Annotated in this window: 28 protein-coding genes, 1 tRNA gene and 1 riboswitch; of the genes, 9 read left to right on the top strand and 20 right to left on the bottom strand. The window is 67.4% G+C overall.

Features of this window, described 5'->3' with window-relative positions; all coding sequences use genetic code 11:
- Positions 1 to 244: 244 nt before the first annotated feature.
- The 4 genes from hpt to dacB form a co-directional block, all read right to left on the bottom strand.
- Positions 245 to 799 carry a hypoxanthine phosphoribosyltransferase gene (gene hpt / locus AB0L82_RS19260; protein ID WP_364637587.1) on the bottom strand — a complete coding sequence of 185 codons (555 nt, stop codon included), beginning with the start codon at positions 797 to 799 and terminating at the stop codon, positions 245 to 247.
- Positions 800 to 815: 16 nt separating this feature from the next.
- Positions 816 to 1,793: a tRNA lysidine(34) synthetase TilS gene (gene tilS, locus AB0L82_RS19255; RefSeq protein WP_364638004.1), complete on the bottom strand. Its 978-nt coding sequence runs from the start codon at positions 1,791 to 1,793 to the stop codon at positions 816 to 818.
- Between the two features lie 114 nt (positions 1,794 to 1,907).
- Positions 1,908 to 3,089, bottom strand: coding sequence for a zinc-dependent metalloprotease (locus AB0L82_RS19250; RefSeq protein WP_364637585.1), 1,182 nt, complete (start codon positions 3,087 to 3,089; stop codon positions 1,908 to 1,910).
- A gap of 13 nt (positions 3,090 to 3,102) precedes the next feature.
- Entirely contained in the window at positions 3,103 to 4,557 is a 1,455-nt protein-coding gene (dacB, locus tag AB0L82_RS19245; protein ID WP_364637583.1) for a D-alanyl-D-alanine carboxypeptidase/D-alanyl-D-alanine-endopeptidase, read from the bottom strand.
- A gap of 133 nt (positions 4,558 to 4,690) precedes the next feature.
- Here dacB and ppa point away from each other — a divergent pair, with 133 nt between their 5' ends.
- A complete protein-coding gene (gene ppa / locus AB0L82_RS19240) occupies positions 4,691 to 5,182 on the top strand; it encodes an inorganic diphosphatase (protein ID WP_364637581.1) in 492 nt (163 codons plus the stop codon).
- Positions 5,183 to 5,276: 94 nt separating this feature from the next.
- On the opposite strand, the gene AB0L82_RS19235 is transcribed toward ppa, so the two are convergent.
- Entirely contained in the window at positions 5,277 to 6,098 is an 822-nt protein-coding gene (locus tag AB0L82_RS19235; RefSeq protein WP_364637579.1) for a crotonase/enoyl-CoA hydratase family protein, read from the bottom strand.
- 151 nt (positions 6,099 to 6,249) lie between these two features.
- Between AB0L82_RS19235 and AB0L82_RS19230 the strand changes: the two genes are divergently transcribed.
- From AB0L82_RS19230 to AB0L82_RS19220, 3 genes are all read left to right on the top strand, one after another.
- Complete coding sequence (locus tag AB0L82_RS19230) at positions 6,250 to 6,564, top strand: 2-oxo-4-hydroxy-4-carboxy-5-ureidoimidazoline decarboxylase (protein ID WP_364638002.1); 315 nt, start codon at positions 6,250 to 6,252, stop codon at positions 6,562 to 6,564.
- Between the two features lie 39 nt (positions 6,565 to 6,603).
- The gene (locus AB0L82_RS19225) at positions 6,604 to 7,077 is read left to right on the top strand and encodes a YbaK/EbsC family protein (protein ID WP_364637577.1); all 474 of its coding nucleotides are present in this window, start codon (positions 6,604 to 6,606) and stop codon (positions 7,075 to 7,077) included.
- A 61-nt stretch (positions 7,078 to 7,138) separates the two neighbouring features.
- Entirely contained in the window at positions 7,139 to 7,687 is a 549-nt protein-coding gene (locus AB0L82_RS19220; protein ID WP_364637575.1) for a flavin reductase family protein, read from the top strand.
- 1 nt (position 7,688) lies between these two features.
- On the opposite strand, the gene AB0L82_RS19215 is transcribed toward AB0L82_RS19220, so the two are convergent.
- The gene (locus tag AB0L82_RS19215) at positions 7,689 to 8,327 is read right to left on the bottom strand and encodes a LysE family translocator (protein WP_364637573.1); all 639 of its coding nucleotides are present in this window, start codon (positions 8,325 to 8,327) and stop codon (positions 7,689 to 7,691) included.
- Positions 8,328 to 8,438: 111 nt separating this feature from the next.
- Positions 8,439 to 9,104, bottom strand: a complete 666-nt coding sequence (locus AB0L82_RS19210; RefSeq protein WP_364637571.1) for a biliverdin-producing heme oxygenase — start codon at positions 9,102 to 9,104, stop codon at positions 8,439 to 8,441.
- A gap of 191 nt (positions 9,105 to 9,295) precedes the next feature.
- Positions 9,296 to 9,409: riboswitch (SAM riboswitch) on the top strand.
- A gap of 52 nt (positions 9,410 to 9,461) precedes the next feature.
- Between AB0L82_RS19210 and AB0L82_RS19205 the strand changes: the two genes are divergently transcribed.
- Positions 9,462 to 10,775, top strand: a complete 1,314-nt coding sequence (locus tag AB0L82_RS19205; protein WP_364637569.1) for an aminotransferase class V-fold PLP-dependent enzyme — start codon at positions 9,462 to 9,464, stop codon at positions 10,773 to 10,775.
- On the opposite strand, the gene AB0L82_RS19200 is transcribed toward AB0L82_RS19205, so the two are convergent.
- Together AB0L82_RS19200 and AB0L82_RS19195 are read right to left on the bottom strand one after the other, a co-directional pair.
- Complete coding sequence (locus AB0L82_RS19200) at positions 10,772 to 10,960, bottom strand: hypothetical protein (RefSeq protein WP_364637567.1); 189 nt, start codon at positions 10,958 to 10,960, stop codon at positions 10,772 to 10,774. The two genes, AB0L82_RS19205 and AB0L82_RS19200, sit on opposite strands and share 4 nt — an antisense overlap.
- Before the next feature lie 53 nt (positions 10,961 to 11,013).
- Entirely contained in the window at positions 11,014 to 11,466 is a 453-nt protein-coding gene (locus AB0L82_RS19195; RefSeq protein ID WP_364637565.1) for a DUF2752 domain-containing protein, read from the bottom strand.
- 136 nt (positions 11,467 to 11,602) lie between these two features.
- Here AB0L82_RS19195 and AB0L82_RS19190 point away from each other — a divergent pair, with 136 nt between their 5' ends.
- Positions 11,603 to 12,097 (top strand): hypothetical protein, encoded by a 495-nt coding sequence (locus AB0L82_RS19190; protein ID WP_364637563.1) that lies wholly within the window; start codon positions 11,603 to 11,605, stop codon positions 12,095 to 12,097.
- On the opposite strand, the gene AB0L82_RS19185 is transcribed toward AB0L82_RS19190, so the two are convergent.
- Positions 12,072 to 12,698 (bottom strand): TetR family transcriptional regulator, encoded by a 627-nt coding sequence (locus AB0L82_RS19185; RefSeq protein ID WP_364637561.1) that lies wholly within the window; start codon positions 12,696 to 12,698, stop codon positions 12,072 to 12,074. The genes AB0L82_RS19190 and AB0L82_RS19185 overlap by 26 nt on opposite strands.
- A gap of 107 nt (positions 12,699 to 12,805) precedes the next feature.
- On the opposite strand from AB0L82_RS19185, the gene AB0L82_RS19180 reads away from it, so the two are divergent.
- Positions 12,806 to 13,594 (top strand): SDR family oxidoreductase, encoded by a 789-nt coding sequence (locus AB0L82_RS19180; protein WP_364637559.1) that lies wholly within the window; start codon positions 12,806 to 12,808, stop codon positions 13,592 to 13,594.
- 13 nt (positions 13,595 to 13,607) lie between these two features.
- A complete protein-coding gene (locus AB0L82_RS19175; RefSeq protein ID WP_364637557.1) occupies positions 13,608 to 14,672 on the top strand; it encodes a diacylglycerol kinase in 1,065 nt (354 codons plus the stop codon).
- 367 nt (positions 14,673 to 15,039) lie between these two features.
- On the opposite strand, the gene AB0L82_RS19170 is transcribed toward AB0L82_RS19175, so the two are convergent.
- The 5 genes from AB0L82_RS19170 to AB0L82_RS19150 all read right to left on the bottom strand — a co-directional run bounded on the left by AB0L82_RS19170 (position 15,040) and on the right by AB0L82_RS19150 (position 20,451).
- Positions 15,040 to 15,112 (bottom strand) — tRNA-Thr (locus tag AB0L82_RS19170).
- A gap of 62 nt (positions 15,113 to 15,174) precedes the next feature.
- On the bottom strand, positions 15,175 to 16,392 hold the full coding sequence (locus tag AB0L82_RS19165) for a DNA polymerase III subunit delta' (RefSeq protein ID WP_364637555.1): 1,218 nt from the start codon (positions 16,390 to 16,392) through the stop codon (positions 15,175 to 15,177).
- A 31-nt stretch (positions 16,393 to 16,423) separates the two neighbouring features.
- Positions 16,424 to 16,930 carry a DinB family protein gene (locus AB0L82_RS19160; protein WP_364637553.1) on the bottom strand — a complete coding sequence of 169 codons (507 nt, stop codon included), beginning with the start codon at positions 16,928 to 16,930 and terminating at the stop codon, positions 16,424 to 16,426.
- A 116-nt stretch (positions 16,931 to 17,046) separates the two neighbouring features.
- Positions 17,047 to 19,917, bottom strand: coding sequence for a type I DNA topoisomerase (gene topA, locus AB0L82_RS19155; RefSeq protein ID WP_364638000.1), 2,871 nt, complete (start codon positions 19,915 to 19,917; stop codon positions 17,047 to 17,049).
- Between the two features lie 327 nt (positions 19,918 to 20,244).
- Entirely contained in the window at positions 20,245 to 20,451 is a 207-nt protein-coding gene (locus tag AB0L82_RS19150; RefSeq protein WP_011206895.1) for a cold-shock protein, read from the bottom strand.
- Between the two features lie 499 nt (positions 20,452 to 20,950).
- On the opposite strand from AB0L82_RS19150, the gene AB0L82_RS19145 reads away from it, so the two are divergent.
- The gene (locus AB0L82_RS19145; RefSeq protein ID WP_364637551.1) at positions 20,951 to 23,284 is read left to right on the top strand and encodes a DEAD/DEAH box helicase; all 2,334 of its coding nucleotides are present in this window, start codon (positions 20,951 to 20,953) and stop codon (positions 23,282 to 23,284) included.
- A gap of 354 nt (positions 23,285 to 23,638) precedes the next feature.
- On the opposite strand, the gene AB0L82_RS19140 is transcribed toward AB0L82_RS19145, so the two are convergent.
- The 5 genes from AB0L82_RS19140 to AB0L82_RS19120 all read right to left on the bottom strand — a co-directional run bounded on the left by AB0L82_RS19140 (position 23,639) and on the right by AB0L82_RS19120 (position 26,277).
- Entirely contained in the window at positions 23,639 to 23,971 is a 333-nt protein-coding gene (locus AB0L82_RS19140) for an Rv3654c family TadE-like protein (RefSeq protein WP_364637549.1), read from the bottom strand.
- Between the two features lie 158 nt (positions 23,972 to 24,129).
- Positions 24,130 to 24,444, bottom strand: coding sequence for a TadE family type IV pilus minor pilin (locus AB0L82_RS19135; protein WP_364637547.1), 315 nt, complete (start codon positions 24,442 to 24,444; stop codon positions 24,130 to 24,132).
- A 56-nt stretch (positions 24,445 to 24,500) separates the two neighbouring features.
- The gene (locus AB0L82_RS19130; RefSeq protein ID WP_364637998.1) at positions 24,501 to 24,704 is read right to left on the bottom strand and encodes a DUF4244 domain-containing protein; all 204 of its coding nucleotides are present in this window, start codon (positions 24,702 to 24,704) and stop codon (positions 24,501 to 24,503) included.
- Between the two features lie 69 nt (positions 24,705 to 24,773).
- Complete coding sequence (locus AB0L82_RS19125) at positions 24,774 to 25,376, bottom strand: type II secretion system F family protein (RefSeq protein WP_364637545.1); 603 nt, start codon at positions 25,374 to 25,376, stop codon at positions 24,774 to 24,776.
- An 88-nt stretch (positions 25,377 to 25,464) separates the two neighbouring features.
- A complete protein-coding gene (locus AB0L82_RS19120) occupies positions 25,465 to 26,277 on the bottom strand; it encodes a type II secretion system F family protein (RefSeq protein ID WP_364637543.1) in 813 nt (270 codons plus the stop codon).
- Between the last annotated feature and the right edge of the window lie 410 nt (positions 26,278 to 26,687).

The following is a 26,687-nucleotide window of genomic DNA, read 5'->3' as shown; positions in this document are numbered from 1 at the left end:
AATTCCTGGCCATTCCCCCCGACACGCATGTCCGAAATTGATACAGACATGTGACCAGCAGTAACACGCACCACGCTACACACCCCCGCCGACCGGCGCGACTCGAGAGCTGACCCTCGGCAACAAGCCCCGGCAACCCGGCTCACCGCGTCCACGGTTCTAACGTGAGTTTCATCACAGAAGCAGCAAGACCGCCCGCCGAATCCGGCGAACGGTCTCCGTGCGAAGGCTCGTGTGACGCGGTTTACCCGCCGTAGACCTTCGGGTCCAGGGTGCCGATGTACGGCAAATCGCGGTACCGCTCGGCGTAATCCAGCCCGTAGCCGACCACGAACTCGTTCGGGATATCGAAACCGACCGCCATCACATCCACCTGGGTGCGCAACGCGTCCGGCTTGCGCAGCAGCGTCACCACCTCCAGCGAGGCCGGATTGCGGCTGGACAGATTGCGCAGCAGCCAGGACAGCGTCAGACCGGAGTCGATGATGTCCTCGACGATCAGCACATTGCGCCCGGCGATGTCCTTGTCCAGATCCTTCATGATCCGGACCACGCCCGAGGAGGAGGTGGAGGAGCCGTAGGAGGACACCGCCATGAACTCCATCTGGGTGGGCACGGTCAGCCGCTTGGCCAGATCCGTCATGAAGAAGATCGCGCCCTTGAGCACGCCCACCAGCAGCAGATCACCCTCGGGGGCACCGGCGGGATAACGTTTGGCGACCAATTCGGCGAGCTCTTGAACCTTGTCCGCGATCTCGTCTTCGCTGATCAGCACCGACGCGATGTCGTCCCCGTACACGTCCGCTGGTTTCCCTTCAGAGATGATGTCGACCCCGATCGGGTCCGCTGTGGGCCGAGCCCAGTATGAGCCTGCCACGTTCACGCGCGGCAACCAACCTGGTCCCGGTGACCGAACCACCGACCGCCACCCCGCCCTGACCGCGCCAGTCGGTGATCAGCGCCTCGACCGCTCGTAAATTGCTGTCCGTCAATGATTTTGCGCCGCCCGCGAGCAACCAGGCGCGAATGACGCGCCGCCGCAGCGCGGGGGCGACAGTGGCGAGCGTCTCGAGCCGCAACCCGTCGCCATCAATCTCGGATTTCAGCAACTCTTTGGCAATCGCATCCAGGGCGGTGCCGTCCTCCCGCAGCTGCGCCGCGGTCCGGGCCAGCGCGGGGGCGACTCCCCCGCCCAGCACCTCCTCCAGCAGCGGCAGCACCTCGGTGCGCAGCCGCACCCGGGTGAACTCGGGCGAGCTGTTGTGCGGGTCCTCCCAGGGCTCCAGCCCGAGATCCGCGCACAACTGCCGGGTGACGGCCCGCCGCACCCCGAGCAGCGGCCGCCCCCACGGTTCGGCGTACTCCGTCATCCCCTGAATCGACCGGCCACCGGACCCGCGAGCCAAACCCAGCAAGACCGTTTCAGCCTGATCATCGAGGGTGTGCCCGAGTAACACCGGCACACCCGGTCGGGCGTCGAACAGTCTCGCCTCGCCGAGCGCGGCGTAGCGGGCGCTGCGGGCCGCGGCTTCCAATCCGCCCTCGGTCCCCACCTCGACCGTCAGCACCCGTGCCGATCGGCACCCCAGATCCAATGCCACTGCCGCAGCCCCGGCCGCGACCTCGGCCGAACCATCCTGTAATCCGTGATCGACCACGTAGGCGTCCACGACATCCGCCTCGACGGCCGCGGCGGCGGTCAGCGCCAATGAGTCCGCGCCACCGGACAATCCGACCGCGACCACCCCGTCCGGGGCGTATGTCCCGAGCCAGTCCCGTACCGCATGACGCATTTCCAGCGCCGCACGCGTCTCGGGTAGCCGTGGATTCACGCCCCGATCGTCGCATGCGCGCGGGATCACCCGACCCGTCGCGGTCGAGGTCGCCGATCGGTCGGTGCGACCGGCTCAGCCCAGAACGCGGGTGACCCAGCGCTGCGGGTCACCGATCTCCTCGGTGCGCGGCAGCGTGTCGGCATCGGTCCAGATGTGGTTGAACCGATCCATGCCGACGGTGTTCACCACTTCGTCGACGAAGGCCTTGCCCCGAACATACTGCGCCACTTTGGCATCCATGCCCAGCAGCGCGCGGAGTAGTCGCTGCAGCGGATTGGCGGGCCGCTTGCGGCGCTGATCGAAGGCCGCGCGAATGCGCGCCACCGACGGGACCACGGCCGGGCCGACGGCGTCCATCACGTGGTCGGCGTGGCCCTCCAGCAGCGTGCCCAGCATGAGCAACCGGTCCAGGGCCTCGCGCTGCGGTTCGGCCTGGGTGGCGCGCAGCAGCCCGACCATGCCGCCCGCCGGATCCTCGATCCCGCGGCGGCGTTCCTTCACGGCCTCCACCAGGCGGCCGAGCATATCCGCCATCGGCTCCTCCCCGGCATCGCCGAGGATCTCCACATTGCGCTGCATGTATTCGGCGAGCCACGGCGCGGAGGAGAACTGCACCCGGTGCGTGACCTCGTGCAGGCACACCCAGAGCCGGAAGTCGCTGGGCGGCACGCCCAATGCGCGTTCCACCGCCATGATGTTCGGCGCGACCAGCAGCAGCGTGCCGTCCGGACCGCTGAACGGGTCGTACTGCCCCAGGATCGCGGTGGACAGGAACGCCAGCATGGCACCGGCCTGCACGCCCGCGGGCTTGCCGACGAATTTGCCCCTACCCCCGGCCTCGACGCCGGTTCCGGTGAGCTGTCCCATGGATTCGGCGGCGGCCGCGATCCAGCCCTTGCGGTCGACCACGCGCGCGTCCGGCACCGCCCGCCCGTCGATGAGCCCGCTCACCTCGCGCACCGGCCCCTCGGCCCGTTTGGAGGCCTCGGCGAGCTCGCGCACGGCCTGTTCGGCCGAATACCGGGAGGTGCGCGGCCCGGACGGCACCAGCGCGGCCCCGGTGCGGGCGGCCAGGCTCCAATCGACCGAACCGGTCAGCGTGGATTTGAGCCGTGACGGCTCTCGGGTGTCGATGCTCACCGGTGCCTGCCCATCGTCACGGCCGTCCGCGAATTCGATACGCGTGACGGCCTTCTCATCGGTACGACCTGTCTCTGCGCCCGGCCGATCGGCGGGGTGTTCGGGTCCGGTCATAGTCATCCACCCGTCAGGAGCAGCCACAGTTGCGCAGTGCGGCGGCGATGGCGTCCAAGGCGGGGCGACTCTGTTCGGGCAGCCGCTGATTGGACATCAGCGCGAAGGTCAGTACGCGCCCATCGCGATCCAGCACATATCCGACCAACGCGCTCGCGACGTCCAGAGTTCCGGTCTTGGCCCGCACCCAGCCCGCTCCGGCCCGGTCACGGCTGGTGTAGCGGTCGGCGAGCGAGCCGGTGGCCCCGGCCACGGGCAGATAGTCGAGCAGACCCGCGAGGGGATGGTCCGTGGTGTTCGCGGTCGCGGTGACGCCCGAATTGCCTTGTCCCTCGCCGCTACCCGGCAGTGCGGCCACGGTGACGATGCGGTCCAGCAGGCGCGGCGGAATGAGATCGTCCACCGACAGGCCGCTGGCATCGAGCAGGGTCAGGCCGCTGGTATCGAATCCGGCGGCGCGCAGGGTGGTGGCCATGGCGGTGACGGTGCCGGTGAACGACGCCTCCGAGCCCGCGGCGACCGCGATTTCGCGCCCGATGGTCTCGGCCAGCACGTCGTCGGAGTGAACCATCATGTCGCGCAGTCGATCTCGCAGCGGCGCGGACTGCACCGAGGCGACCTTGGTGGCTCCGGCGGCCGCCTTGCCCAGGCGCACCTTGCCCGGGTCGAGTCCCAGATCGCTCGCCAGCCTGCGACCCGCGTCCAGCGCGGGGGTCGCGGTGCGCGGCGAATACTCGACCAGCGGATTGAGCCGGCCGCCATCGATCATCACCGGATCGATGGGTGCGATGGAGCCGCCACCGATATCGGCCGGATCCCAGCCCTGCGCCATGGCCGACCCGGCGTACGCGGAGGTGTCCACCACGATGGTGTCCGGCTTCTGCCCGGACGACTTGATCTGTGCCACCAGATCCGAGAGCTTCGGCCCATTCGGGTAGTAGCCCTTGCCATCCGGCTGCGCGGTCAGCGTGGGATCGCCGCCGCCGACCAGCACCAGCTCATTGGCGGCCGCGCCCGTCACCACCTGCGTGGTCACCCGATGGTCCAGCGGCAGCGCCAGCAGTGCGGCGGCCGTGGTCAGCACCTTGGCGGTGGAGGCGGGAATCATCGGCTTGCCGGGATCGGTCGTCCACAGCACTTTGCCGCTGTCCGCGTCCGAGACCGAGGCCGCGAAAATCCCCAGATCCGGATTGCCGACCACGGGTGCGAGCGCGGCGGCCAAACCGTTCGCGCTCGGTGCCGGTGCGTCCGCCGGAGCGGGCGCCACCTGCGGTAGCGGCTGCACCGGTGACGGCGGGTCCGCGATCGTCAAGCCTCCGTGCCGGAATTCCTCCGTCCACGGTTTCAGCGTCAACACCACACCCGTGGCGATGCCGAGCACCACCACCAAGACCGATGCCACCAGGATCCAGGTCTTCCGACGCCGCTTGGCTTCCAGCCCACCGATGTTCTGCTTGTTCCGAGCCACCTGCCGCCGTCTCCCTGATACCCGTCCCTGCCGAACCCACGCCTCCGCGCATCACACTATCCTCGTTGCGCAGTCGTTCCCCCGAACGAGCTGGCGAGTCGGCAGCCATACCCGCACCGAAGAAGGAGATGACGTGGAGTTCGACGTCACCATCGAGATCCCCCGGGGTCAGCGCAACAAGTACGAGGTAGACCATGAGACCGGCCGGGTGCGGCTGGACCGCTACCTGTACACGCCGATGATGTACCCGGCCGACTACGGCTACATCGAGAACACCCTCGGCGGCGACGGCGATCCGCTGGATTGCATGGTGCTGCTGCCCGAGCCCGTGTTCCCGGGTGTGCTGGTCGAGGCCCGTCCGGTCGGCGTGCTCATCATGAGCGATGAGGCCGGCACCGACGAGAAGCTGGTCGCGGTCCCGAACAAGGACAAGCGCTGGGATCACATCCAGGACGTCGAGGACATCCCGGAGTTCCAGCGCAAGGAGATCGCGCACTTCTTCGAGCGCTACAAGGACCTGGAGCCCGGCAAGTGGGTCAAGGTCGAGGGCTGGGACAACCGCGCCAAGGCCGAAACCCTCGTCACCGAGGCGTACGCGCGCCTGAAGGAACAGGGCGGCCACTGATCTCGGTGCCGAATCATGCGGTGGGCGGTGCGGTTTCCGTGCCGCCCACCGTCATTCGCGGCGGGACTTCCCTCCCGTTCGGTTACGAGAGTTGTTATTTCCCTTGGAACTTCGGGGCGCGCTTCTCGAAGACGGCCTGAATCGCCTCGGTGAGATCGTGCGAGGGCAGGAACGCGGAGTTCCACGCCGAGACGTAGCGCAGTCCGTCGGCGACCTTGCCCGCCTTGGGCTGATCCAGCACATCCTTGATGCCCTGCACCACCAGCGGCGGGTTCTCGGCGATCTCGCGAGCCAGCGCGTACGCCGCGTCCAGCACCGCTTCCTGATCGGCGTAGACGTCGTTGATCAGCCCGATCTTCTCCGCCCGGGCCGCGTCGATGTCCTTACCGGTGTAGGCGAGTTCGCGCAGATGCCCCTCACCGATGATTCCGGGCAGCCGGTGCAGCGATCCGATATCCGCGACGATGGCGACCTTCGCCTCGCGCAGACTGAACTTGGCCTCCGCGCTGGCGAGCCGGATATCGGCCGCCGCGATCAGATCCAGCCCGCCGCCGATGCACCAGCCCGAGACGGCCGCGATGACCGGCTTGCGGCAGTCCGCCACCGCGGTGACCGAGGCCTGCATCTCGCGCACGTGGCGCAGGAAGTCGGTGCGCGGTCCCGCGAGCGCCTTATCGGCGAGCAGCGGCCCGAACAGCGGGCTCATGGCGGGCAGGTCCAGCCCGTAGGAGAAATGCTTACCCGACCCGGTGAGCACGACGGCCCGCACTTCCGGATCCGCGTCGAGCTCGCGGAAGATGAGCGGCAGTTCACGCCAGAAGTCCGGGCCCATGGCATTGCCTTTGCCGGGACCGGTCAGGGTGACGGTCGCGATGTGGTCCTTGCTTTCGACCTCGAAAGCCTTCCAGTCGGTCATCGGTCCAGCGTATCGGGGGTGCGGAGGGTCCGGGCGGGCGGTGTAAATCCTGTGCTAAATCTGCTGTCCCGCACTGGTTTCCGGGGGCTCGCGGACGGGACGATTAGCAGGGTCCGCAAGCCACACTCCGGGCTGGGAGTTTCCCGTGTTGATGCATCATGGAATCGGCCTCGACCGCTTCAATTCCTGTTCCCGCCAGCGCGCCGTACACGCCCTGTACGAATGCTGCAGCTGTGTCAGCTGGGCCGAGAAGATCGCCGACGGCCGCCCCTACCCCGGCTACGACGCTTTGCACACCGCCGTCGCGACGGGATTGCGCGCGCTCTCCGCGGCCGAATTGGAGCACGCCTTCGATTCGTGTGCGCGCGAAACGATTTCGGAGCACAGCGTCGCCGAGCTCCAGCGCGTCACCCGAGCACGCATCGAGCGAATGCTCGGCCCGGAAGAGGGCTATCCCGAATACTGATCCCCCGCACATCCACCGCAATCGCTCTACTCTGGTGCCATGCGCAGGTCCCTGCCACCGGTCGCTTCCAAAGTTTCCGACACACTGATTGCTCGCGGTCATCACGGGGTCATCCTCACCCAGCCGCAACCCACCCACACCGCGGCCGAGGCCGCCCAGGCGCTCGGCGTGGAGCTCGGCGCGATCACCAAATCGCTGCTGTTCCTGCTCGACGACGATCCGGTGCTGCTGCTGGTCTCCGGCGCGCACACGGTCGATCTGGATCGCACCGGGGAACGCCTGGAAGGCACGCTGACCCGGGCCCCGGCGGCCATGGTGCAGCAGGTGACGGGTCAGCCGGTGGGCGGGGTCGCCCCGGTCGGGCATCCGATCAACCTGCCCACGTACATCGATACCGCGCTCGCGCGGCACTCGGAATTATGGGCGGCGGGCGGGCATCCGAACACGGTATTCCGCACCACTTTTGGTGAGCTGGTTCGAATAACCGCTGGTCTGGCGATTGACGTCGATTGAGTGCCGGCGAATTTCCGCACCGGATGGAATATCCGGCGGGTCGTGGACGTAGGTTCGGAAGGTGACCGATTCTCCGACGCCTGGCGCCGAGCTCCATGTGCCCGACGACCTGAGCGGCATCACCGCCCAGCAGTATCGCGCCGCCATGCGCCACTATCCGGCCGGCGTCACCATCGTCACGCTGAAATCTCCGGACGGGCCGGTCGGTTTCACCGCGACCTCGTTCGCATCGCTGTCCGCGCAGCCGCCGCTCATCTCGTTCAATATCGCCGAGACCTCGTCCAGCATCGCGGCCATGTCGCAGGCGGAATCGGTGGTGGTGCACTTTCTGGGCGAGCATCAGAAGCATCTGGCGCAGCGGTTCAGTCGCAGCGCCGAGGAGCGATTCACCGACCGGTCGCTATGGACCACTCTCGAATCCGGCGAACCGGTATTGCACGGCACCCCGATCTGGGTGCGCGCGACCGTGCACCAGCTGATTCCGATCGGCGATCACACCCTGGTGATCGGCCTGGTCACGCGGGTGCACGACAACACCGAGGACGCGCCCGCCGTCGGCCCGCTGGTCTACTACAACGGCGTCTACCACCGCGCCGAGATCGCCGACTGACTCACGCCGCCGCGGAGGCGACGGTTCCGATCCCCAGCGCCGCCAGAATTCCGGCGCTCGCCTGCTCCAGCCGATCCCGCACCTTGGGCTTGCGCAGCAGTTCCACCGCGCGCGAGGCCGCCACCGCCAGCAGCACCATTTCGATTGCGGCGATGGATGATTCGATCGCGCCCAGGGTGAGCGTATTCGCGAACGTCACATGGGTGAGGAACTGCGGCAGCACCGCGAGATAGAAAAGCCCGACCTTCGGGTTGAAAATACAGGACAGCAACCCCGCGGCGAATGCCGAGCGAATCGATGACGCCCGTTCCTGCGACCCCCGCGCGGCCAGCTCCGACTCCGCGTCCGCGAGCCCCTTACGATGCGCCATGAGCGCCCGAATCCCCAAGTACAACAGGTAGATTCCGCCGATCACCTTCAGGCTGCGATAGGCCGTGGCCGACTGCTCCAGCAGCGCCGCCACCCCCGCCGCGACCACCACCGCCCAGACGATCCCGCCGAACGCCGAGCCGGCCGCCGCCGCGATCCCCGGACGCGGCCCGGCCATCGAAAAACGCAGCACCAGAAAGGTATCCGGGCCGGGGGTCAGGGCCAGCAGCACGCACAACCCGAGAAAGCTCAGCAGCAGGGGAATACTCACCCGTTCATGGCAACCCACCACGGGCCATGGCGCAAGTGTTTTCACCGCGCATGAGAAAGCCGCCGACGTTCCGGAGGAGAAACGTGCGGCGGCCCTCGGAGCGGCAGAGATTCAGTTCCGCGCGCTGAATTCCGCGCCCAGTTCGCGGAACACATCGGTGTTCATCGTGAACGCGAGGCGGGCCTCATCGAGCACGCGCTCGACATCGGCGCCCTCGATGGGCAGTCCGTCCAGGTTCTCCCGGTACTCGCGCTTGAACGCGGCCGGATTCGAGATGTCGTCGAAGACATAGAAGCGCACGCCATCGCCCTTCTTGGGCAGGTTCCACAGCTTCTCGGCGGTACCGCGAATGACCTGGCCGCCGGACAGATCACCCAGGTAGCGGGTGTAGTGATGCACCACGTAGCCGGCGGACCATTCGGTCGCGCACTCCTCGATGCGGGCGGCGTAGGCGGCGGTCGAGGGCAGCGGGGTCAGCTCATCGCGCCAGTTCGCGCCGCCGAGGTAGGCCAGATCGGCTTCGAGGGCGGCCAGGCGGGCCAGCCCCGGCTGTACGAACGGTCCCGCGACTGGATCGGAAGCCAGTGCGGCGGAATGCTTTTCGAGTGCTTCGTAGACGAACCAGAGCTGCGAGGTGTAGCGGTAGAAGGCTTCCACACCGAGCTCACCGGTGAGCAGATCGCGCATGAAGGTGGAGTGCTCGGCCTCGGCGTGCTGCTGTTCGGTCGCGCTGCGGATGAGCGTCGAGAACGGCGCGGCGGTGCTGGTGTCCAACATGGTCGAGCTCCTCGTTCGGTCGAAATCTACGTCTCGGGGCGCCCACCTTTGGATACCCTAACTTTCTCTCCGACCATACGCTTCAGCAACGATCTCGCGATTCGACCTTTTCGGCCCTCCCGATCCAACTTTCGGATGATTTTCTCGATGGGGTTGACAAGAACCGCGATCTTCTGCAAGCTCTTCAACCAGGTCATGAGTACCAGCGTCAAGCCCTGGCTAGCTGGTCGGCAACCCTCCTCCGCGGTGGGGTGCTCCAGGTGACGACCGGGCCGCCGCCCGACCGGGCGCGGCAAGCGCGGACTCTCGATCACTGTCTTCTTTGATCGCGTGTCCCTTGCCCGATGGGATTTCGTGATGACTGCTTTCGCCGACCAGACCTGTGCCGCCCTCGCCACCGTGTCCGGTTGTGAGCTCCAGGTGCCGCTCGTACAGGGCGGAACGATTCGCTACGCCAACTTCGACTATGCCGCCAGCGCACCGGCTTTGGCGCAGGTCACCGCCCGCGTACAGGATCTGCTGCCGTTCTACGCCAGCGTGCACCGGGGCGCGGGTTACGCCTCGCGCGTCTCCACCGACTGCTACGAATCCGCCCGCGGTTCGGTCGCCCACTTCCTCAACGCGGCCGACGATCAGGTCGTGGTCTTCACCCGCAACACCACCGATTCACTGAACCTGCTGGCCTCCTGCGTACCCGGTGACACCGTGGTGCTCGATTCCGAACACCACGCCAATTTCCTGCCGTGGACCCGCAACGGCCGCCGCGTGGTACCGATCGCGGACACCATCGAGGAGACCATTCAGCGCGTGGTCGCCGAACTGTGCACCAAACCCGCTGCGCTGCTTGCCATTACCGGTGCGTCCAATGTGACCGGGGAACTGCTTCCGCTGGAGCGGCTGGCCTGGATCGCGCACCAGTGCGGGACCCGGGTACTGGTGGACGCCGCCCAGCTGGCCCCGCACCGTCGCATCGATCTGGCGACCAGCGGTATCGACTACCTGGCCTTCTCCGGCCACAAGGCGTACGCCCCGTTCGGCGCGGGCGTGCTGGTCGGCCGCCGCGACTGGCTCGACGCCGCCGAGCCGTACCTCGCGGGGGGCGGCGCTGTCCGCTCGGTCACCGCCGACAGCGTGGAGTGGGCCCCCGCCCCGCAGCGCCACGAGGCCGGTTCCCCCAATGTGCTGGGCGTGGCCGCCCTGGCCGCCGCCTGTGACGCGCTGGCCGAACTCGACGAGACCACCCTGCTCGAGCATGAGCAGTACCTCACCCACCGCCTGCGCTACGGCCTGAAAACCGTTCCGGGCGTGCACTTCCTGCGCATCTGGCGGGACAGCACCGATGCCGTCGGCATCGTCGCCTTCACCGTCGACGGATTCGAACCCGGGCAGGTCGCGGCCTACCTTTCGGCCGAACACGGCATCGGCGTCCGCGACGGCCGCTTCTGTGCCCACCCCCTGCTGTCCCGCCTCGGCGTGGACGCCGCCGTGCGGGCCAGCATCGGCCTGGGCACCACCGCCGCCGATGTGGACCGCCTCGTCAATGCCATCGCCACGCTGGTCGAGAACGGTCCCGCCTGGGATTACGCCAAGACCGAAGGCCACTGGAACCCCACCCCGGAGACCCGTCCCTTCGGCAGTTCGGCCGACGGCGCGGCTCCCTGCGCGATCTAGAACACCAGGTAGCGCCGGGCGAGTTCTTCCACGAAGGGGTCGTCGTCGGCGACGGCCTCCAGGATGTCGAGATCGTCCCGCACCGAAACCTGGCGTCCGTCTTCCTGATCCGGGTCCGGCGGCCCGTCCTCATCGAGCTGCCGGATCAGTTTCGCGCGCACGCGCTCCTTCAGTGAATCACTCATAGCCAGAGCATGCCCGGTTTGCCCGAGGTAATTCGGCCAGGCACGCCGACCGATCACACCGGCGCGAGCCAGCTGCCCCACGGCGTATTGCGGACGACCGTATATAGGACAAGGAAAGCCAGCGTCACCCACAGGGCCACCCTGGGCAGCACCCGCGGTAGCGGCGGCGGACTCGTCCGCCCGCGGAACCCGCTCACCAGCCAGGTTCCCCACCACACCAGGAACCCCAGCAGCAATGGCACCAGCAGGATATTGCTGTGAATGGCGTCGAGCACCCGGCCGTCGGTGAGGTTGTGCAGCCCGCGCAACCCGCCGCAGCCGGGGCACCAGTACCCCGTCAATTCCTTGAACGGGCACAGCCCGTAGGACCCGGACTCATGCGGATCACGAAAGTGCAGTAGCGCCAGGCCGCCCGCCACCACGGCACCGCCGAGCAGCGGCAATCCGGCACTCAGCCACCTGGGGTGAGCAGCGGATTCGGCGTCGCGCGCCTGCACGGTTTCCACCAGACAACCGTAACCGGGCCCGCCCCAACCCGCCATATTCCGCACGACTTCGCACTCCCGGACAGCAGGATTCGCAATCCGGACCCGTGGGTATGCTTCCCCTGCAACGGTTTTCGATTCACGGGAGGTATGTCACATGCGCCAGCGCCAGGCCGACAGTGGCAGAATCGCCCGCGCGGCCGCCTCCGCGGGCATGCTCGCGCTCATCATCGTCGCCAAAGCGGGCAGCATGACCTTCGGCTACTCATTCCCCAACAGCCTGCTGATTCTGCTGGTGGTCGCGGCGATGGTCGGCGCATACCTGCTGTTCCAGCGCCGCGAGCGCCCCGGCTCATCGGGCACGAGCATCACTCCGTCTGCCACCCGGCACGCGGACAACCCGCATCCGGCCGCGGTTCCGCCTGGCACCCAACGGGTCACCGGCCCGGCCGCGACTCAGCAGGCTGCCGACCCCGCCGCCGCGGTGGCCACCGTCTCCGCACAGGCGCTGTTCCCGAATCATCGAGAGCCGCCCACCATGCCGGTGCACTACAGCGTCGCCACGCCGGATGATCCACCGACCGTCGGCATCGTCGGCACCCACGATGATCCGCCGACCGTGGGCCTCAGCGAATCGGTGCCCGTTCGCTGACCGGTGCGGTGAGCGCGCCCGCGAGCATATCGATGATCTCCGCCCAGGCATTCGCATCGCCCGCCGCGACCCGGCCCGATTCCACCGCCCGCTCATGATCGGCCAGCAGCGCGAACAGCATGGTCGGCAGCGCGCGCAGCCGGTGCACCCGCAATCGCGGTGCGAGCGTGGTCATTTCATCACCGAGCCGCTGCATGATCACCCGCACCGAGGTGCGCCGATCGCTCTCCAGGTTCGAGGCGTCGGTGACCGCGGGATGGGTGTGGATCTGTTCCAGGAAGCGGGCGTAATGATGGCTGCCCTCGCTCGCCCCGAGTTCGAACATCGGTACCACCAGCGCCTCCAATAGCGCGTGCACGCCCGCGCCCGCGCCGACCTGTTCCGCGAGCATTTCCAATCGCCGGACCTCGAGCGCGCCGAGTCGCAATTCCACGACGGCCTCGATGAGTCCGTCCCGCGAGCCGAAGTGGTACTGGATCGCCGAATTGTTCCGCTGCCCCGCGGCCGCCGCGATATCGCGCAGCGGTACCGCCTGCCCGCGCTCGGCGATCAATCGCTCGGCCGCGAAGATGATCCGCTCCCGCGCCTCGTTCACTCCCACAGGTGCAGAATAGCCGCCCACCAGCCGATAAAGAACTCATCCTTGACAGTTAAGCACTTGTTCTTAAAGCTCTGAGTGACTGCCATCACTCGATAGGACTGCACCCGATGATCCTGGACACCTTCCGACTGGACGGCCGCGTCGCCGTCGTCACCGGCGCCGGCCGCGGAATCGGCGCCGCGACCGCGCTCGCGCTGGCCGAAGCGGGCGCCGACGTCGCGCTCGCCGCCCGCACCCCCGCGCAACTCGAGGAAGTCGCCGGCAAGATCCGCGCCCTGGGCCGCCAGGCGGTGATCGTCCCCTGCGATCTGAACGATCTCGACACCGTCACCGCCTTCGCCGATACCGCCGCCGCCGAACTCGGCCGCCTCGATATCGTCGTCAACAATGTCGGCGGCACCATGCCGAACACCTTCGCCACCACCTCCCCGCAATTCCTGGAGGACGCCTTCCACTTCAATGTGTCCACCGCGCACGCCCTCACCCAGGCCGCGCTGCCGCACATGCTGAAGAACGACGGCGGTTCGGTGGTCAGCATCTCCTCGATGATGGGGCGCGCGCCCGGCCGCGGCTTCCTCGCCTACGGCACCGCCAAAGCCGCACTCGCGCACTGGACCCGGATGGCCGCCTCGGACCTGTCCCCGCGCGTGCGCGTGAACGCCATCGCCGTCGGCTCGGTCCTCACCTCCGCACTGGAAGTCGTTGCGCAGCAACCGGAAATCAAAGCCAAGATGGAGGGTGCGACCCCGCTGCGCCGCCTGGGTGAGCCCTGGGAGATCGCCGCCGCCATCGTCTTCCTCAGCTCACGGGCGGGCGGCTACATCACCGGCAAGATCCTCGAGGTCGACGGCGGTATCGAAGCCCCCAACCTCGAACTCGGCCTCCCCGACCTGTGAACCGGAGTCAGCCATGAAATACCGTGTCGTGCAATGGAGTACCGGCAATGTCGGCCGCCGCACGCTCCGCAATATCATCGCCCGCCCCGAACTCGATCTGGTCGGCGTATGGGTGTCCAGCGACGCCAAAGCCGGTAGGGACGCGGGCGAACTCGCGGGCCTGGACACCGAAACCGGTGTCCTCGCGACCACCGACGCGCAGGCTCTTATCGCCCTGAAACCGGACTGCATCGTGCACACCGCCATGGCCGACGACCGGCTCATGGAAGCGGTCGAGGACCTGAAGATGTTTCTGCGCGCGGGCATCAACGTGGTCTCCAGCAGCCCCGTCTTCCTCCAATTCCCTTACGGCACACTGCCGGACGAGGCCATCGACCCGATCATCGCCGCCGCGAACGAGGGCAATGCCTCGTTGTGGGTGAACGGCATCGATCCGGGCTGGGCCAATGACTGGCTCCCACTCCTGCTCTCCAGCGGTTCCGAGCGCATCGACGCCGTCATCTGCTCGGAGATCATGGACTACTCCACCTACGACAACCCCAAAGTCCTGTTCGACATCATGGGCTTCGGCAGCGCCCTCGACGATCTGCCCCTGCTGCTGCAACCCGGCGTCCTCACCCTCGCCTGGGGCAGCGTCATCCGCCAGCTCGCCTCCGCCCTCGACGTCGAATTGGATTCCGTCACACAGCATTACGAACGCCTCCCCGCCACCGACGAACTCCTCGTGGGCAAACGCGTCATCGCCCCCGGCACCGCCGCCGCCCTGCGCTTCCAAATCCACGGCGTCCGCGCGGGCCGCGAAATCCTCACCCTCGAACACGTCACCCGCCTGCACCCCGACCTGGCACCCGACTGGCCGCAACCGGCCGGAAAAGGCTGCTACCGAGTGGAAATCAAAGGCGACCCCGACTACCTCCTGGACCTGCAGCTCTACAGCAACGGCGACCACGCCGAAGCGGGCGTCGTCGGCACCGCCGCCCGCCTGGTCAGCGCCATCCCCGCCCTGATCAGCGCCCGCCCCGGCCTCCTCACCGCCATGGACCTCCCCCTGACCACCGGCCGCGGCCTGGTCTCCTGACCAACGCTCGGGCCCCTGACGCATCCGGTGCGTCCGGGGCCCGAGTGCGTCTAGCTGTACAAAGTCGCGATCCACGCACCCCGGCATCCGCGCGATGAGTTCCGGCCCTGCTCGAACGCCCACACCACGGCGACAACCCCTGCCAAAATCATGCGCTTCATACCTACCCCCGGATAGTTCGACTTCCGGACCCGCCAGACCGCGAATCCGAACACCGACGACGCTAACGACCCCGCACCCACCCGGCTCATACGCGATCCTTGAACCCGCAGCTCGAGGGCCGAAAACCGTTGTCCGGTTCGGACATTGCGCCACCCCGGCACACAGAAAAAGCCCCCGGCGCATATGCGTCGAGGGCTTTTTTTCGAGCCGCCTGGGGGAATCGAACCCCCGACCTTTTCATTACGAGTGAAGCGCTCTACCGACTGAGCTAAGGCGGCGTGCCTTCCGGCGGTGCGAGTCTATCGTCTGATGGCCGGAATCCGAAAATCGGTGGTCACGGTCACGCGGAGCGGGCGGCTATCAGGCCCGCGACCATGGCGGCTACGGCGAAGCGGGGCTTCACATTGGTTTCCAGGGCGTCGCGGCAATCCAGGACGGCTTGGATGGACAGGAGCAGGCCCTCGGGGCGGACGTCGGCGGCGAGGGCGCGGATCTGGTCGGCCATATCGGGATGTGTCAGCGTGACACCGGTTTTCGCGGTGGCGTTCGCCGCACCGAAGCGGACGGCGAGGGCGTCGCGGTACATACCGGCGACATCGATGAGCGCACGATCCAGGGCATCACGACCGGTTCGGGTGGCACGGGACTTCTGGCGCTTCTCCAGATCCTTGAGCGCGCCCGCGGAACCTCGGGTCGCCGAGGCCGCACCCTTACCGGTGCCGCCCGCACCCATCGCGGTCGCGAGGGCATCGCGTTCCTTCTCATCGCGGGCCGCGCTGACCTGCTTCGCCTCATCATCGGCGGACTTCACCAATTCATCGGCGGCGGTATAGGCCACACCGGGCCGCGCGGTGGCGGCGACCAGGGCCAGAGCCCGTTTGCGCCGGGCGCGCGCCTCCTCATCGGTGGCCAAACGCCGGGCCCGGCCGACATGACCGCCGCTGACCGAGGCGGCCCAGGCGGCGGCCTCGGGTGAGAGACCGTCCTGATCCCGCAGCACCACGGCGATGGAATCTACGGACGGCGTCGCCAAATGCACGTGGCGGCAGCGCGAACGCAGCGTGATGGAGATGTCCTCCGGATCCACCGACGGCGCGCACAACAGGAAGACCGTCCGCGCGGGCGGCTCTTCCACCACCTTGAGCAGCACGTTTCCGGCGGCCTCGGTCAAACGATCGGCATCCTCGACCACCACGACCTGCCAGCGACCGGTACTCGGCCGCCGCGAGGCGACCTGCACGATCTCGCGCATCTCCTTGGTGCCGATGCTCAAACCCTCCGGCACCACGCGCCGCACATCACCGTGCGTTCCGGCCATGGTGGTGGTGCAGGCATGACACCGCCCGCAACCCGGCGACTCCGGATCGGTGCACTGCAGGGCAGCCGCGAAACACAGCGCCGCCACCGACCGACCCGAACCGGGCGGACCGGTGAACAGCCACGAATGCGTCATGGCCGAGGCGGAAACGACCTGCCCGCCGCGAGCCGCCACCGCGGCGGTCCGCAGATCGGACTCGACCGCGTCCTGTCCCACCAGTCGATCGAAGACTCCTGCCACGCCGTACAGACTACTGTCGACCGCCGACAGCTCAGACCGCGCGCTGGTAGGTGGTGTTCGCACCGTCGAGCGCCTCGCGAATGATGTCGGCGTGCCCGGAATGCTGCGAGATCTCACGCAGAATGTGCAGCAGGATGTACCGGACCGTCAGCCAGACCCGCTCCGGAGCCCAAGGCGCGGTCGGGGTGGGGACCGAATCCTCGAGATTGGGTAGTTCGCGGATCAGCTTCGCGGTCTGCTCGGCCACCACATCCCATTCGGCGAGCAAGCCCTCGACCGTCTCGTCCGGACCCAGCTTGTACTCGGAATCCATTCCGGAGACATCGAATTCGGATTCCGGATCGCGCTCGACCAGGATCGTCGTCCAGTGCCGCTCGGTATTGATGATGTGGTGCAGCAGACCACCGAGCGTCAGCTCACTGACCGTACTGCGCTCGCGCGCCTGATCGTCCGCGAGACCCCGCAGGGTGATTCGGAACAGTTCGCGCTGACTCGCCAATACGGTGATCAGCTCTTCGCGCTCGTGATCGACTGCCATCGAATGCCCTTCCGCCGGTGCGTGTTCGAACCACACGCTACGGCAGCGCACCGACAGGAAACAGCCCCGGAAATAATGACTCCGCCCCAGCTCAGAGCCGGGGCGGAGGATCATTTTCAGGACTTGGTCGCCGCAGCTTTCTTGGCCGCCGCAGCCTTTTTGGTAGTGACCCCGTCGGCGGTCTTGGCCGCGGCCTTCTTCGCCGCCGCCTTCTTCACCACGGTGGTCTTGGACGCGACCGCCTTCTTCGCGGCGGTCTTCTTCGCCGCCGCCTTCTTGGCCGGAGCCTTCTTCGCCGCGGTCTTCTTGGCCGTCTTCTTCACCGGCCCGCGCGCCCGCCGATCCGCCAGCAGTTCCGAGGCGCGCGCATCGGTGATGGACTCCACCTCATCACCCTTGCGCAGGCTCGCATTGGTCTCACCGTCGGTGACATACGGCCCGAACCGGCCGTCCTTGATCACCATCGGCTTCTCCGACACCGGATCCACACCCAGCTCACGCAGCGGCGGCGCACTCGCGGACTGCCCACCGCGCCGCTTGGGCTCGGCATAGATCTTGAGCGCGTCTTCCAAAGTGACAGTGAAGATCTGGTCCTCACCGGTGAGCGACCGCGAATCGGTGCCCTTCTTCAGATACGGCCCGTAGCGCCCGTTCTGCGCGGTGATCTCATCACCCGACGTCGGATCCGCGCCGACAACACGCGGCAGCGACAACAGCTTCAACGCGTCATCGAGCGTGATGCTCTCCAAATCCATTGACTTGAACAGCGATCCGGTACGCGGCTTCGGCGCTTCGGCCTTCTTCGCGCCCTTCTTGGGCTCGGCCTCTTCCGGCGGCGCGGGCAGCACCTCGGTCACGTACGGACCGAAACGTCCTTCCTTGGCGACGATTTCGTGCCCGCTCTCGGGATCCACACCGAGTGAGCGCCCCTCCTGCGGCGTCGAGAACAGCTTCTCGGCGACCTCGGCGGTCAGCTCGTCCGGCGGCAGCTCATCGGGCAGGTTCGCCCGCTGCGAGATCGGATCCCCTTGCGGGTCATCGGGATTGACGATCATGCGCTCGAGATACGGACCGAACTTGCCGACCCGCACGACCACATCGCGGCCCTCGTCATCGACGAACAGCTTGATCGAATTGACCTCGCGCGCATCGATTCCGTCGAGCCGCTCGCCGACCATCTTCTTCAGGCCGCCCTCGCGCGCCACCGAACCCTCGGCGCCGTGCTCACCGCCGAAGTAGAAGCTGGACAACCAGTTTCCGCGCTGCTCGCGCCCACCGGCGATGGCGTCGAGATCGTCCTCCATGGCCGCGGTGAAATCGAAATCCACCAGCCGCCCGAAATGCGCCTCCAGCAGACCGACCACGGCGAACGCCACCCACGACGGCACCAGCGCATTACCGCGCTTGTACACGTACCCGCGATCGAGAATCGTCTTGATGATCGACGCGTAGGTGGAAGGACGCCCGATACCGAGGTCTTCCAAGGTCTTGATCAGCGAGGCTTCATTGAACCGCGCGGGCGGATTGGTGGTGTGCCCGTCCGGCAGCAGTTCGACGGCCGTCACGCCCTGGCCCTCGGTCAGCACCGGCAGTCGCGATTCGGCGTCATCGGACTGACCGCCCGCGTCCTCGTCGACACTCTCCACATACGCCTTGAGGAAGCCCGCGAAGGTGATGGTCCGGCCGGACGACGAGAACACGCACTCCTCACCGGTATTCGCGATACCGGTGATGCGCACCGTCATGGTGGTGCCGCGCGCGTCCTGCATCTGCGAGGCCACGGTGCGCTGCCAGATCAGCTCGTACAACCGGAACTCGTCATTGTCGACCCGCGAATGAATCTGCCCCGGGGTGATGAACACATCACCCGACGGGCGGATCGCCTCGTGTGCCTCCTGCGCGTTCTTGACCTTGCGGGTGTACTGGCGCGGCGTCGGGCTCACATACTCCGCACCGTACAACTGCGTCGCCTGCGCCCGCGCGGCCTGAATCGCGGTGTCCGACAACGTGGTCGAGTCGGTACGCATATAGGTGATGTAGCCGTTTTCATACAGCCGCTGCGCGACCCGCATGGTGCGCTCGGAGGTGAAACGCAGCTTGCGCGCCGCCTCCTGCTGCAACGTCGAGGTCATGAACGGCGCGTACGGCTTACGCGTGTACGGCTTGGACTCGACCGAGGTGACATTGAGATCGACCCCGGTGAGCGATTCCGCGAGCCGCTGCGCGTAACCGGCGTCCAGCACGGTGACACCCGAGGACTTCAACTGCCCGTCGGATCCGAAATCACGACCGGCCGCCACGCGAGCGCCGTCGACACTCACCAACCGCGAACCGAAGACCCGCGGATTGCCCTCGCCCTGATCGCCCGCGTCCAGCTTGGCCGCGATATCCCAGTACTCGGCGGACCGGAACGCCATGCGCTCCCGCTCGCGCTGCACGATGACGCGCGTCGCCACCGACTGCACGCGGCCCGCCGACAAACGCGGCATGACCTTCTTCCACAGCACCGGCGAGACTTCATAGCCGTAGAGCCGGTCGAGGATGCGCCGGGTCTCCTGCGCGTCGACCAAATCCTTGTCGAGCTCGCGCGTGTCGGCGGCCGCCGCGAGGATGGCGGGCTCGGTGATCTCGTGGAACACCATGCGCCGGACCGGGACCTTGGGCTTCAGCGTCTCCAGCAGATGCCACGCGATGGCTTCGCCCTCGCGGTCGGGGTCGGTGGCGAGATAAAGTTCGTCGGCGTCGGCCAACAGGCTCTTGAGCTCGGCGACCTTGGCCTTCTTATCGGGGCTCACCACATAGATGGCCTCGAAGTCATTGTCGACGTCGACGCCGAGTCTGGCCCACTGCTGTCCCTTGTATTTGGCGGGTACATCGGCGGCGCCTCTGGGCAGATCCCGAATATGGCCCACCGACGCCTCGACCACATAGCCGCGGCCCAGGTAGGGGGCGATTTTTCGGGCCTTCGTCGGTGACTCGACAATCACGAGACGACGCAGGGGGCGGCCCTGGTCGGGCGCTGCCTTGGAGTTCGGCGCTGCACCGCGGTCTCGTGTTGCCACCGGCGAACACACCTTTCCTGTCGATCCGCGCCGCTCATATTTCAGCGGCGCGGCCGCGCCGATACGCGGGTGGGGCAAGCGGCTGCGACTCGTTATATCGCTGCCAGCAACGTTTATACCGTGTTCAGAGGCTTAGCCTCGGTCGCAGCGACGATATGGCCCCGGGTTGTGATCGAGTGTAATGGGTGCAGATATGGGTCGTCCCCCACCGCCATGTGGCGATGGGGGACGGGTACCTGGGGGTTGGCCCGCTCAGCTGAGCGCGCGAACACCGGTGGCCTGCGGGCCCTTGGTGCCCTGACCGACCTCGAACTCGACCTTCTGGTTCTCCTCGAGGGTGCGGAAGCCCGAACCCTGGATCTCGGAGTAGTGGACGAAGACGTCAGCGGAGCCGTCCTCGGGCGCGATGAAGCCGAACCCCTTCTCCGCGTTGAACCACTTCACAGTTCCCTGTGCCATTCTGTTCCTTCTCTTTCCATACCGGAACGGTAGACAAGTAGGTTCGTCCACCGGGTCCGTTGAGACCGCTGTACTCTGTTCCCCCTGCAGGAAAGCCATCAGTACACCGTTCGCAACATCGATCCTGCTTGATGGTTTGGACTTTGGATCCGTTCCCTCGAACACAGAAGCTTGCGACCAGGAACCAGTGAACCATGTCCGCGAGCAATTCAACAGCTGAGTTACCCACAATTTGCAAAAAAGTTGATCTTGCGAATGCGCAGGTGAGGGGCGTAATGCCCAAATCCGTACTCGAAGTAGGTTTGCTTCCGGATAACAGAGCGAGCATCCGGCAAACCCCCTGTGAGACAGGCCGCTACTCTGTAGTGAAATGGCAGGTAGAGGACCAGACATACACACGTTTCGCACCGCACTCGCCCCGCAGGACCCCGCGATCGTGAATATCGCGGACGCCGCGGAGCGCGCGGACGGTGACAACTCCCCCAGCTATGGTCGATCGTTGCTGAATCGTGTCCTTACCGGGGCGGTGGGTGGTGACCCGCGTCTCACTCATGTCGCGGAGCTACCGCCACGTGCGGCTCAGGTAACGGAATGGCCCGAATGGACCTCCCCCGACGTGGTTGCCGCGATGTGCGCGACCGGGGTGGAACAGCCCTGGATACATCAGGTGCGGGCCGCCGACCTGGCCGCGCAGGGACGGCACGTGGTGGTTTCCACCGGGACGGCGTCAGGTAAGTCGATGGCATATCAATTGCCGGTGCTCACCGCCCTGCAGCAGGATCCGCGGGCCACGGCCTTATATCTGTCGCCGACCAAGGCACTCGGGGCCGATCAGCTGCGCATGGTCAATGAACTCACCGGTCAGGACCCGCTTCGAGGAATCCACCCCGCTCCTTATGACGGGGATACGCCGGTCGAGATCCGGCAGTGGGTGCGGGCCAACGCGCGCTGGGTCTTCACCAATCCGGACATGCTGCACGTCGGCATGCTGCGATCGCATCAGCGGTGGGCGCGGCTGCTGCGGCAGCTGAAGTACGTGGTGGTCGACGAATGCCATACCTATCGCGGGGTTTTCGGGTCGCATGTGGCGCTGGTACTGCGCCGATTGCGGCGGCTCGCCCAGAGATACGGGGCGGATCCGGTTTTCGTGCTCTGCTCGGCGACCACCGCCGACCCGGCCGAGGCGGCCTCGCGGCTCATCGGAGCGCCCTGCGTCGCGGTCACCGAGGACGGGTCGCCGCAGGGGGCGCGAACCGTGGCGCTCTGGGAGCCGCCGCTGCTCGGGGCGGGCGTGACCGGGGAAAATGGTGCGGCCGTGCGACGTTCGGCCGGCGCCGAGGCGGCCAAAGTGATGGCCGACCTGGTGACCGAGGGGGCGCGCACCCTCACCTTCGTAAGGTCCCGGGTCGGGGCCGAGGCCATCGCCATGGATACGAGAAGGCTGCTCGCCGACGTCGACCCCGCGCTGCCGAGCCGGATCGCCGCCTATCGGGCCGGATATCTGGCCGAGGACCGGCGAGCGTTGGAGACAGCCCTGTCCGAGGGGTCCCTGCTGGGCGCTGCCACCACCAATGCCCTGGAACTGGGCGTGGACATCGCCGGACTGGACGCGGTCGTGGTGGCGGGGTATCCGGGCACGGTGGCCTCCTTCTGGCAGCAGGCCGGGCGGGCGGGGCGGCGCACGCAGGGGTCATTGGTGCTGCTCATCGCACGCGACGACCCGCTGGACACGTATTTGGTGCATCACCCGGAGGCGCTGCTCGGGCGGCCGGTGGAGGCCACCATCACCGATCCGCACAATCCCTATGTATTAGGCCCGCATCTGCTCTGCGCGGCCATGGAACAACCGCTCACCGATGCCGAGGTCCTGGACTATCGAGCCTGGGAACTGCTGTCCGACCTGGCGAAACAGGGTTTGATCCGGCGGCGGGCGGGGGCCGGGAAGGATGGGTCGGCGCGCTGGTTCAGCACCGTGGACTCGCATCCGCACGATGCCGTCGACGTGCGCGGGGGCATCGGCACGGCCATCGCGGTGGTGGATGTCGAAAGCGGGCGCATGCTGGGCACCACCGATGCCGGGCGAGCGCCGGCGACCCTGCACGAAGGGGCCGTTCACCTGCATCAAGGCGAGAGTTTCGTGGTGGACGAGCTGGATTTGGAGGAGGGCGTCGCGCTCGTGCGCGCAGAGACGCCGGGCTGGTCCACCAGTGCGCGGGCAGTGACCTCGATCGAGGTCGAGGAAGTACTGCATGAACACGTGCACGGGGAGGTGACCATCGCGCTGGGACGCGTGCTGGTGACCCGTCAGGTCATCGGCTACCTGCGCAAACTCCCCAGCGGCGAGGTGCTGGACATGGTGCCGCTGGACCTGCCCGCACAGCTGCTGCCCACCCGGGCGGTGTTCTACACCGTCACCCCGGATCTGCTGGCACGCGCCGGAATCGATGCGAAACGGGCGCCTGGAGCGCTGCACGCCGCCGAACACGCCGCCATCGGCATGTTGCCCCTGGTCGCGACCTGCGATCGATGGGATATCGGCGGGGTATCGACCGCCGAACACGCCGATACCGGACTGCCCACCGTCTTCGTCTACGACGGGCATCCGGGCGGTGCCGGCTTCGCCGAGCGCGGGTTCGCGCGACTGCGGCAGTGGCTCGGGGCGACCCTCGCGGCCATCGAATCCTGCGGTTGCGCGAGCGGGTGCCCGTCCTGCGTACAGTCTCCGAAGTGCGGAAATGGCAATAATCCGCTGGATAAGGCTGGGGCGGCGCGGCTGCTGGCGGCGGTATTGGGCGAGCTCGGCGAAGGTGACGGCGCTCACACCGTTTCGTGATCAGCTCGAAGCCGGAGCGAGGCCGGACCGCCATCGCGCCGACCGGCCGGAATCCGGCAACTGGGAGGTGTCCGGCGGGCGCACGGGCGGCCCGGGGCCGGTCTCGCGACACGTGGCCGATAGCCGAATAAAAAGGGAAGTGATCCTGTTAACTGGAGGATTGCTCCGTTCGATATTGTCGATCACGCATTTACCAGTGCATTCATTCGATTCCGACTTCTGGAACGAATAGGAAAGCGATCGAGATCCAAACAATTCGCTTACCACTTTCATCCAATATCGACATTGATCGACACGCGGTGTGGTGCGCGCCATCCATTCTCTAACCAACCGCTCGGTACGAGATAGTCGCCATTAGTCGCTATGTCCCATCGGTCCCGCCCTTGCCTTCGCACTGATCGATCGAGTGCCGAGTGGACCCAGCGCCATTCGCGACTCGACGGTGACGGTCACATCCCACTCGCGCACCGCGCAATCGATCACGCGCATACCCATTCGCATACCGATCTCCCGTGCGCGCACACATCCCGATTCGGCACCGGCGGCCAATCCGGCGGCCGCCGCCAGCGCCGCCAGATCGGCCGCGGACTGCGCACGATGCCTGCCCACCACGGCGACACCGACCTGCGCCAGCAGCACCGTGAGGCTCAATAGAGCGACCAACGCCACACCTGCGAGTACCGTCACTCCCCCTGATTCGCTTCGCCGATCCGGCCGAAAACCGGCGATTCCCCGGATCCGACCGCACGCGCCTCGCCGAATCACCGCGGATCTCCCGGGCTCGCGGCATCGGTTCCGGCGGATCACCGCGGATCTCCCGGGCTCGCGGCATCGGTCCCGGCGGATCACGGTGACTCCCCCGGCTCCCTGGCCGCCACCGCCTCCGCGCGCAGGGTGAGCGGTAGCAAGGGCGCGCGGACGGTCACCACCGCCACCACCAGGTCGCCCTCGGAGCGGACGGTGATCGAGGCATGGGGTGGCGCGACCCGCTGCCCGGCGGGGACAGCCTTGGCGGCCTCTCCTCGGGCGGTCAGGCGCGCCGCCTCCCTGGCGGCGTCCACGCACCGCACCTGCGCGGAAACGGCCAGCAGCGCGCCAATACACAGCACCAGGACGGTGACCAGCGCCGCCAGGGCGATGGCGGCCTCGACGGTCGCCATGCCCAGCTCGTCACCGGCACGATCGGGGAGGCGGCGCGGCGGCTGCCGCGCCGGGATCAGTTGACGGAGGTCTTCAACGCCCTGTCGATGATCCCGGTCAGCGCGCTGACGATGCTGTCCCCCGTCACCACCCCGTACAGGACGGCGCCGAACGCCGCCGCCGCGATGGTGCCGATGGCGTATTCGGCGGTGCTCATGCCGTCCTCGCGAACCGCGACCAGCAGCAACCGGTTTCGCAGGTCCCACTCCGGGCCTCGAATGGATGTGCGCACGATCTCTCCTCTCCTCACTCCGATGCGGCGATTCCGCGTCGGCACAGTCGTTTCCGTTCACAGCAGACCCCCGCCCAGTACATGACTCGCCAGTCCGATCACCACGGGCACGATGCCCAGGCAGACGAAGGCGGGCAGGAAGCACAGTCCGAGCGGTCCCCCGATCAACACTCCGGCCCGCTCCGCCCGCGCCGCCGCCGCGTCCTCGACCGCACCGCGCCGCTGCTCCGCCAATTCACCCACCGCCGTGGCCAATCCGGCCCCCGAGCGCGCCGACCGCCGCGCCATCCGAGCCAGCGCCATCACACCGTCGTCCGAGCACCCGGCGGCCGCCTGCTCCCACGCGGTCACCGGATCCGCCCCCAGCGCAAGCAGTTCCGCCGCCCGCCGCAATACCGAACCCAGTGGTTCACCCGCCCCCGCGGCGACGGCCCCGGCAGCCGCCGCCGCAGGCAGCCCGGCGCGCAGACAGGCCGCGAAGAGATCCAACGTCCCCGAAGTCCCCAGCGGATCGGCAACCTGACGCGTCGGGCGCGCTCGCGGTTCATACCTCCCGGCACCGGAGCACAGCCGCGCCCACCGCCGCCGTGCCGCAATCCGGCCCGGCTCGAACAGTAGGGCCAGCGCCGCGAACACCCCGGCCAGCGAAAGCACGTTCACGACAACACCTCCCGCGCGAGACACGGCACCGCGCGAGACACCGGCGGGCCAGTAGACCGAGGCCGCCTCCTATCCCTGTGCCGTGTAGTCATTGCAAGACCCTTCTCGTGATGGCGTCCGTCCAGAGCAGACCGGCGCAGCTAAGGGCGGCCCCGAGCGGAAGCAGATAGGCACCCGCCGACGAGACGAAGAGCACGTGCAGGGGCGCGGCCCCCATGAGCTGCCCCAGCGCTATCCCGAGGAGCGGAAGTAGTGCCAGTACCGCCGCGGTGGCACGCGCTCCGGCCAGAGCAGCCGCGGTTCGATCGCGAAAACGCTTGCGGCCCAGCAGGTCCAGCCGGGTCGCCGCGAGCAATTCGGCCAGCGCCAGACCATGCCGATCCGCGACCTGCCACGCATCCGCGACCCGGGACAGCTCCTCCGGTACAGCGGTCACGGTGCGCCGGTACGCATCCGCGCCGGATCCGCCGAGCCGACTCCGCGCGGCACTGACCGCGAAAACCCGCGCTGTCGGTCCGGTGGTCTCGACCGCCGCGACCTCCGCCGCCGCACTGGGATGCGCGCCGATGCGCAGCTCCCCGATCACGGCCTCCAATCCCTCCAACAGCTGCGCACTCTCGGCCTCCCGCTCCCGATCCGATCGAGTCCGTCGCCAGCGCAATACCAGCGTCCCCAGCACCAAGACCCCGGCAACCAAAGGCCCCACCCCGACGAGAAACACCACCGGGGACGCCGCGACCGCGGCCAGCCGACCACCCGTGACGTGCCGAGGCAGGCGAAACCGGCCGTCGTGCCGGAATATTCGCGCGAACCGCCGCCGCGCGGCGGACTTCGGAGCGACAACCAGTGCCAGCGCGATACAGCCGAGAATCGAAGCAGGATGCCCCACAACCGAAGTCATCGACCACCTCCGGGACCTGAGAACGACGCGCCGACGCGGCGGCAGACATCACCGCCGGCGCTGCCGATCCGCGACGCGGTAGCCCGGCCCTGCGACCGTCCGAACCACCCCGATCCCCCGCCACTCGAACCGGACTCCAGCGCCACCGGTACGGATTCGGCGCGATCCACGAGCGCGGTGGCATGGCGTTCATATGGAATCACCTGTTCCCGCCGTCGCGTTCGGTCGCCACGTGAGGCACGCGAAACAGCTTGGTGCCCGGTGGCGGTCATTGATCATCACCACCCGCGGCGTGCGGAGGCGAGGCTCGGTGGTTGGTGCAGCGGATTCGCCGGCCGGAGCGTAGGCCGGGCGGCTGGCTGTGGCGCCAGTGAAAGAGCTTGCCGCAGCGCTGATCTCGCATGGGACAG

Origin of the sequence: Nocardia sp. NPDC052001 (genome assembly GCF_040680615.1) — a bacterium.
GTDB lineage: Bacteria > Actinomycetota > Actinomycetes > Mycobacteriales > Mycobacteriaceae > Nocardia.
The sequence above is the reverse complement of the archived record's forward strand: the minus strand, read 5'-3'. Positions and strand labels throughout refer to the sequence as shown.

Bases quoted from the DNA above. Each gene is read 5' to 3' on its own strand.
- tilS (WP_364638004.1), bottom strand. From the start codon at position 1,793: ATGCGTCATGCGGTACGGGACTGGCTCGGGACATACGCCCCGGACGGG.
- AB0L82_RS19250 (WP_364637585.1), bottom strand. From the start codon at position 3,089: ATGACCGGACCCGAACACCCCGCCGATCGGCCGGGCGCAGAGACAGGT.
- AB0L82_RS19235 (WP_364637579.1), bottom strand. From the start codon at position 6,098: ATGACCGACTGGAAGGCTTTCGAGGTCGAAAGCAAGGACCACATCGCG.
- AB0L82_RS19230 (WP_364638002.1), top strand. From the start codon at position 6,250: ATGCATCATGGAATCGGCCTCGACCGCTTCAATTCCTGTTCCCGCCAG.
- AB0L82_RS19225 (WP_364637577.1), top strand. From the start codon at position 6,604: ATGCGCAGGTCCCTGCCACCGGTCGCTTCCAAAGTTTCCGACACACTG.
- AB0L82_RS19210 (WP_364637571.1), bottom strand. From the start codon at position 9,104: ATGTTGGACACCAGCACCGCCGCGCCGTTCTCGACGCTCATCCGCAGC.
- AB0L82_RS19205 (WP_364637569.1), top strand. From the start codon at position 9,462: ATGACTGCTTTCGCCGACCAGACCTGTGCCGCCCTCGCCACCGTGTCC.
- AB0L82_RS19200 (WP_364637567.1), bottom strand. From the start codon at position 10,960: ATGAGTGATTCACTGAAGGAGCGCGTGCGCGCGAAACTGATCCGGCAG.
- AB0L82_RS19190 (WP_364637563.1), top strand. From the start codon at position 11,603: ATGCGCCAGCGCCAGGCCGACAGTGGCAGAATCGCCCGCGCGGCCGCC.
- AB0L82_RS19180 (WP_364637559.1), top strand. From the start codon at position 12,806: ATGATCCTGGACACCTTCCGACTGGACGGCCGCGTCGCCGTCGTCACC.
- AB0L82_RS19175 (WP_364637557.1), top strand. From the start codon at position 13,608: ATGAAATACCGTGTCGTGCAATGGAGTACCGGCAATGTCGGCCGCCGC.
- AB0L82_RS19160 (WP_364637553.1), bottom strand. From the start codon at position 16,930: ATGGCAGTCGATCACGAGCGCGAAGAGCTGATCACCGTATTGGCGAGT.
- AB0L82_RS19150 (WP_011206895.1), bottom strand. From the start codon at position 20,451: ATGGCACAGGGAACTGTGAAGTGGTTCAACGCGGAGAAGGGGTTCGGC.
- AB0L82_RS19135 (WP_364637547.1), bottom strand. From the start codon at position 24,444: ATGGCGACCGTCGAGGCCGCCATCGCCCTGGCGGCGCTGGTCACCGTC.
- AB0L82_RS19120 (WP_364637543.1), bottom strand. From the start codon at position 26,277: ATGACTTCGGTTGTGGGGCATCCTGCTTCGATTCTCGGCTGTATCGCG.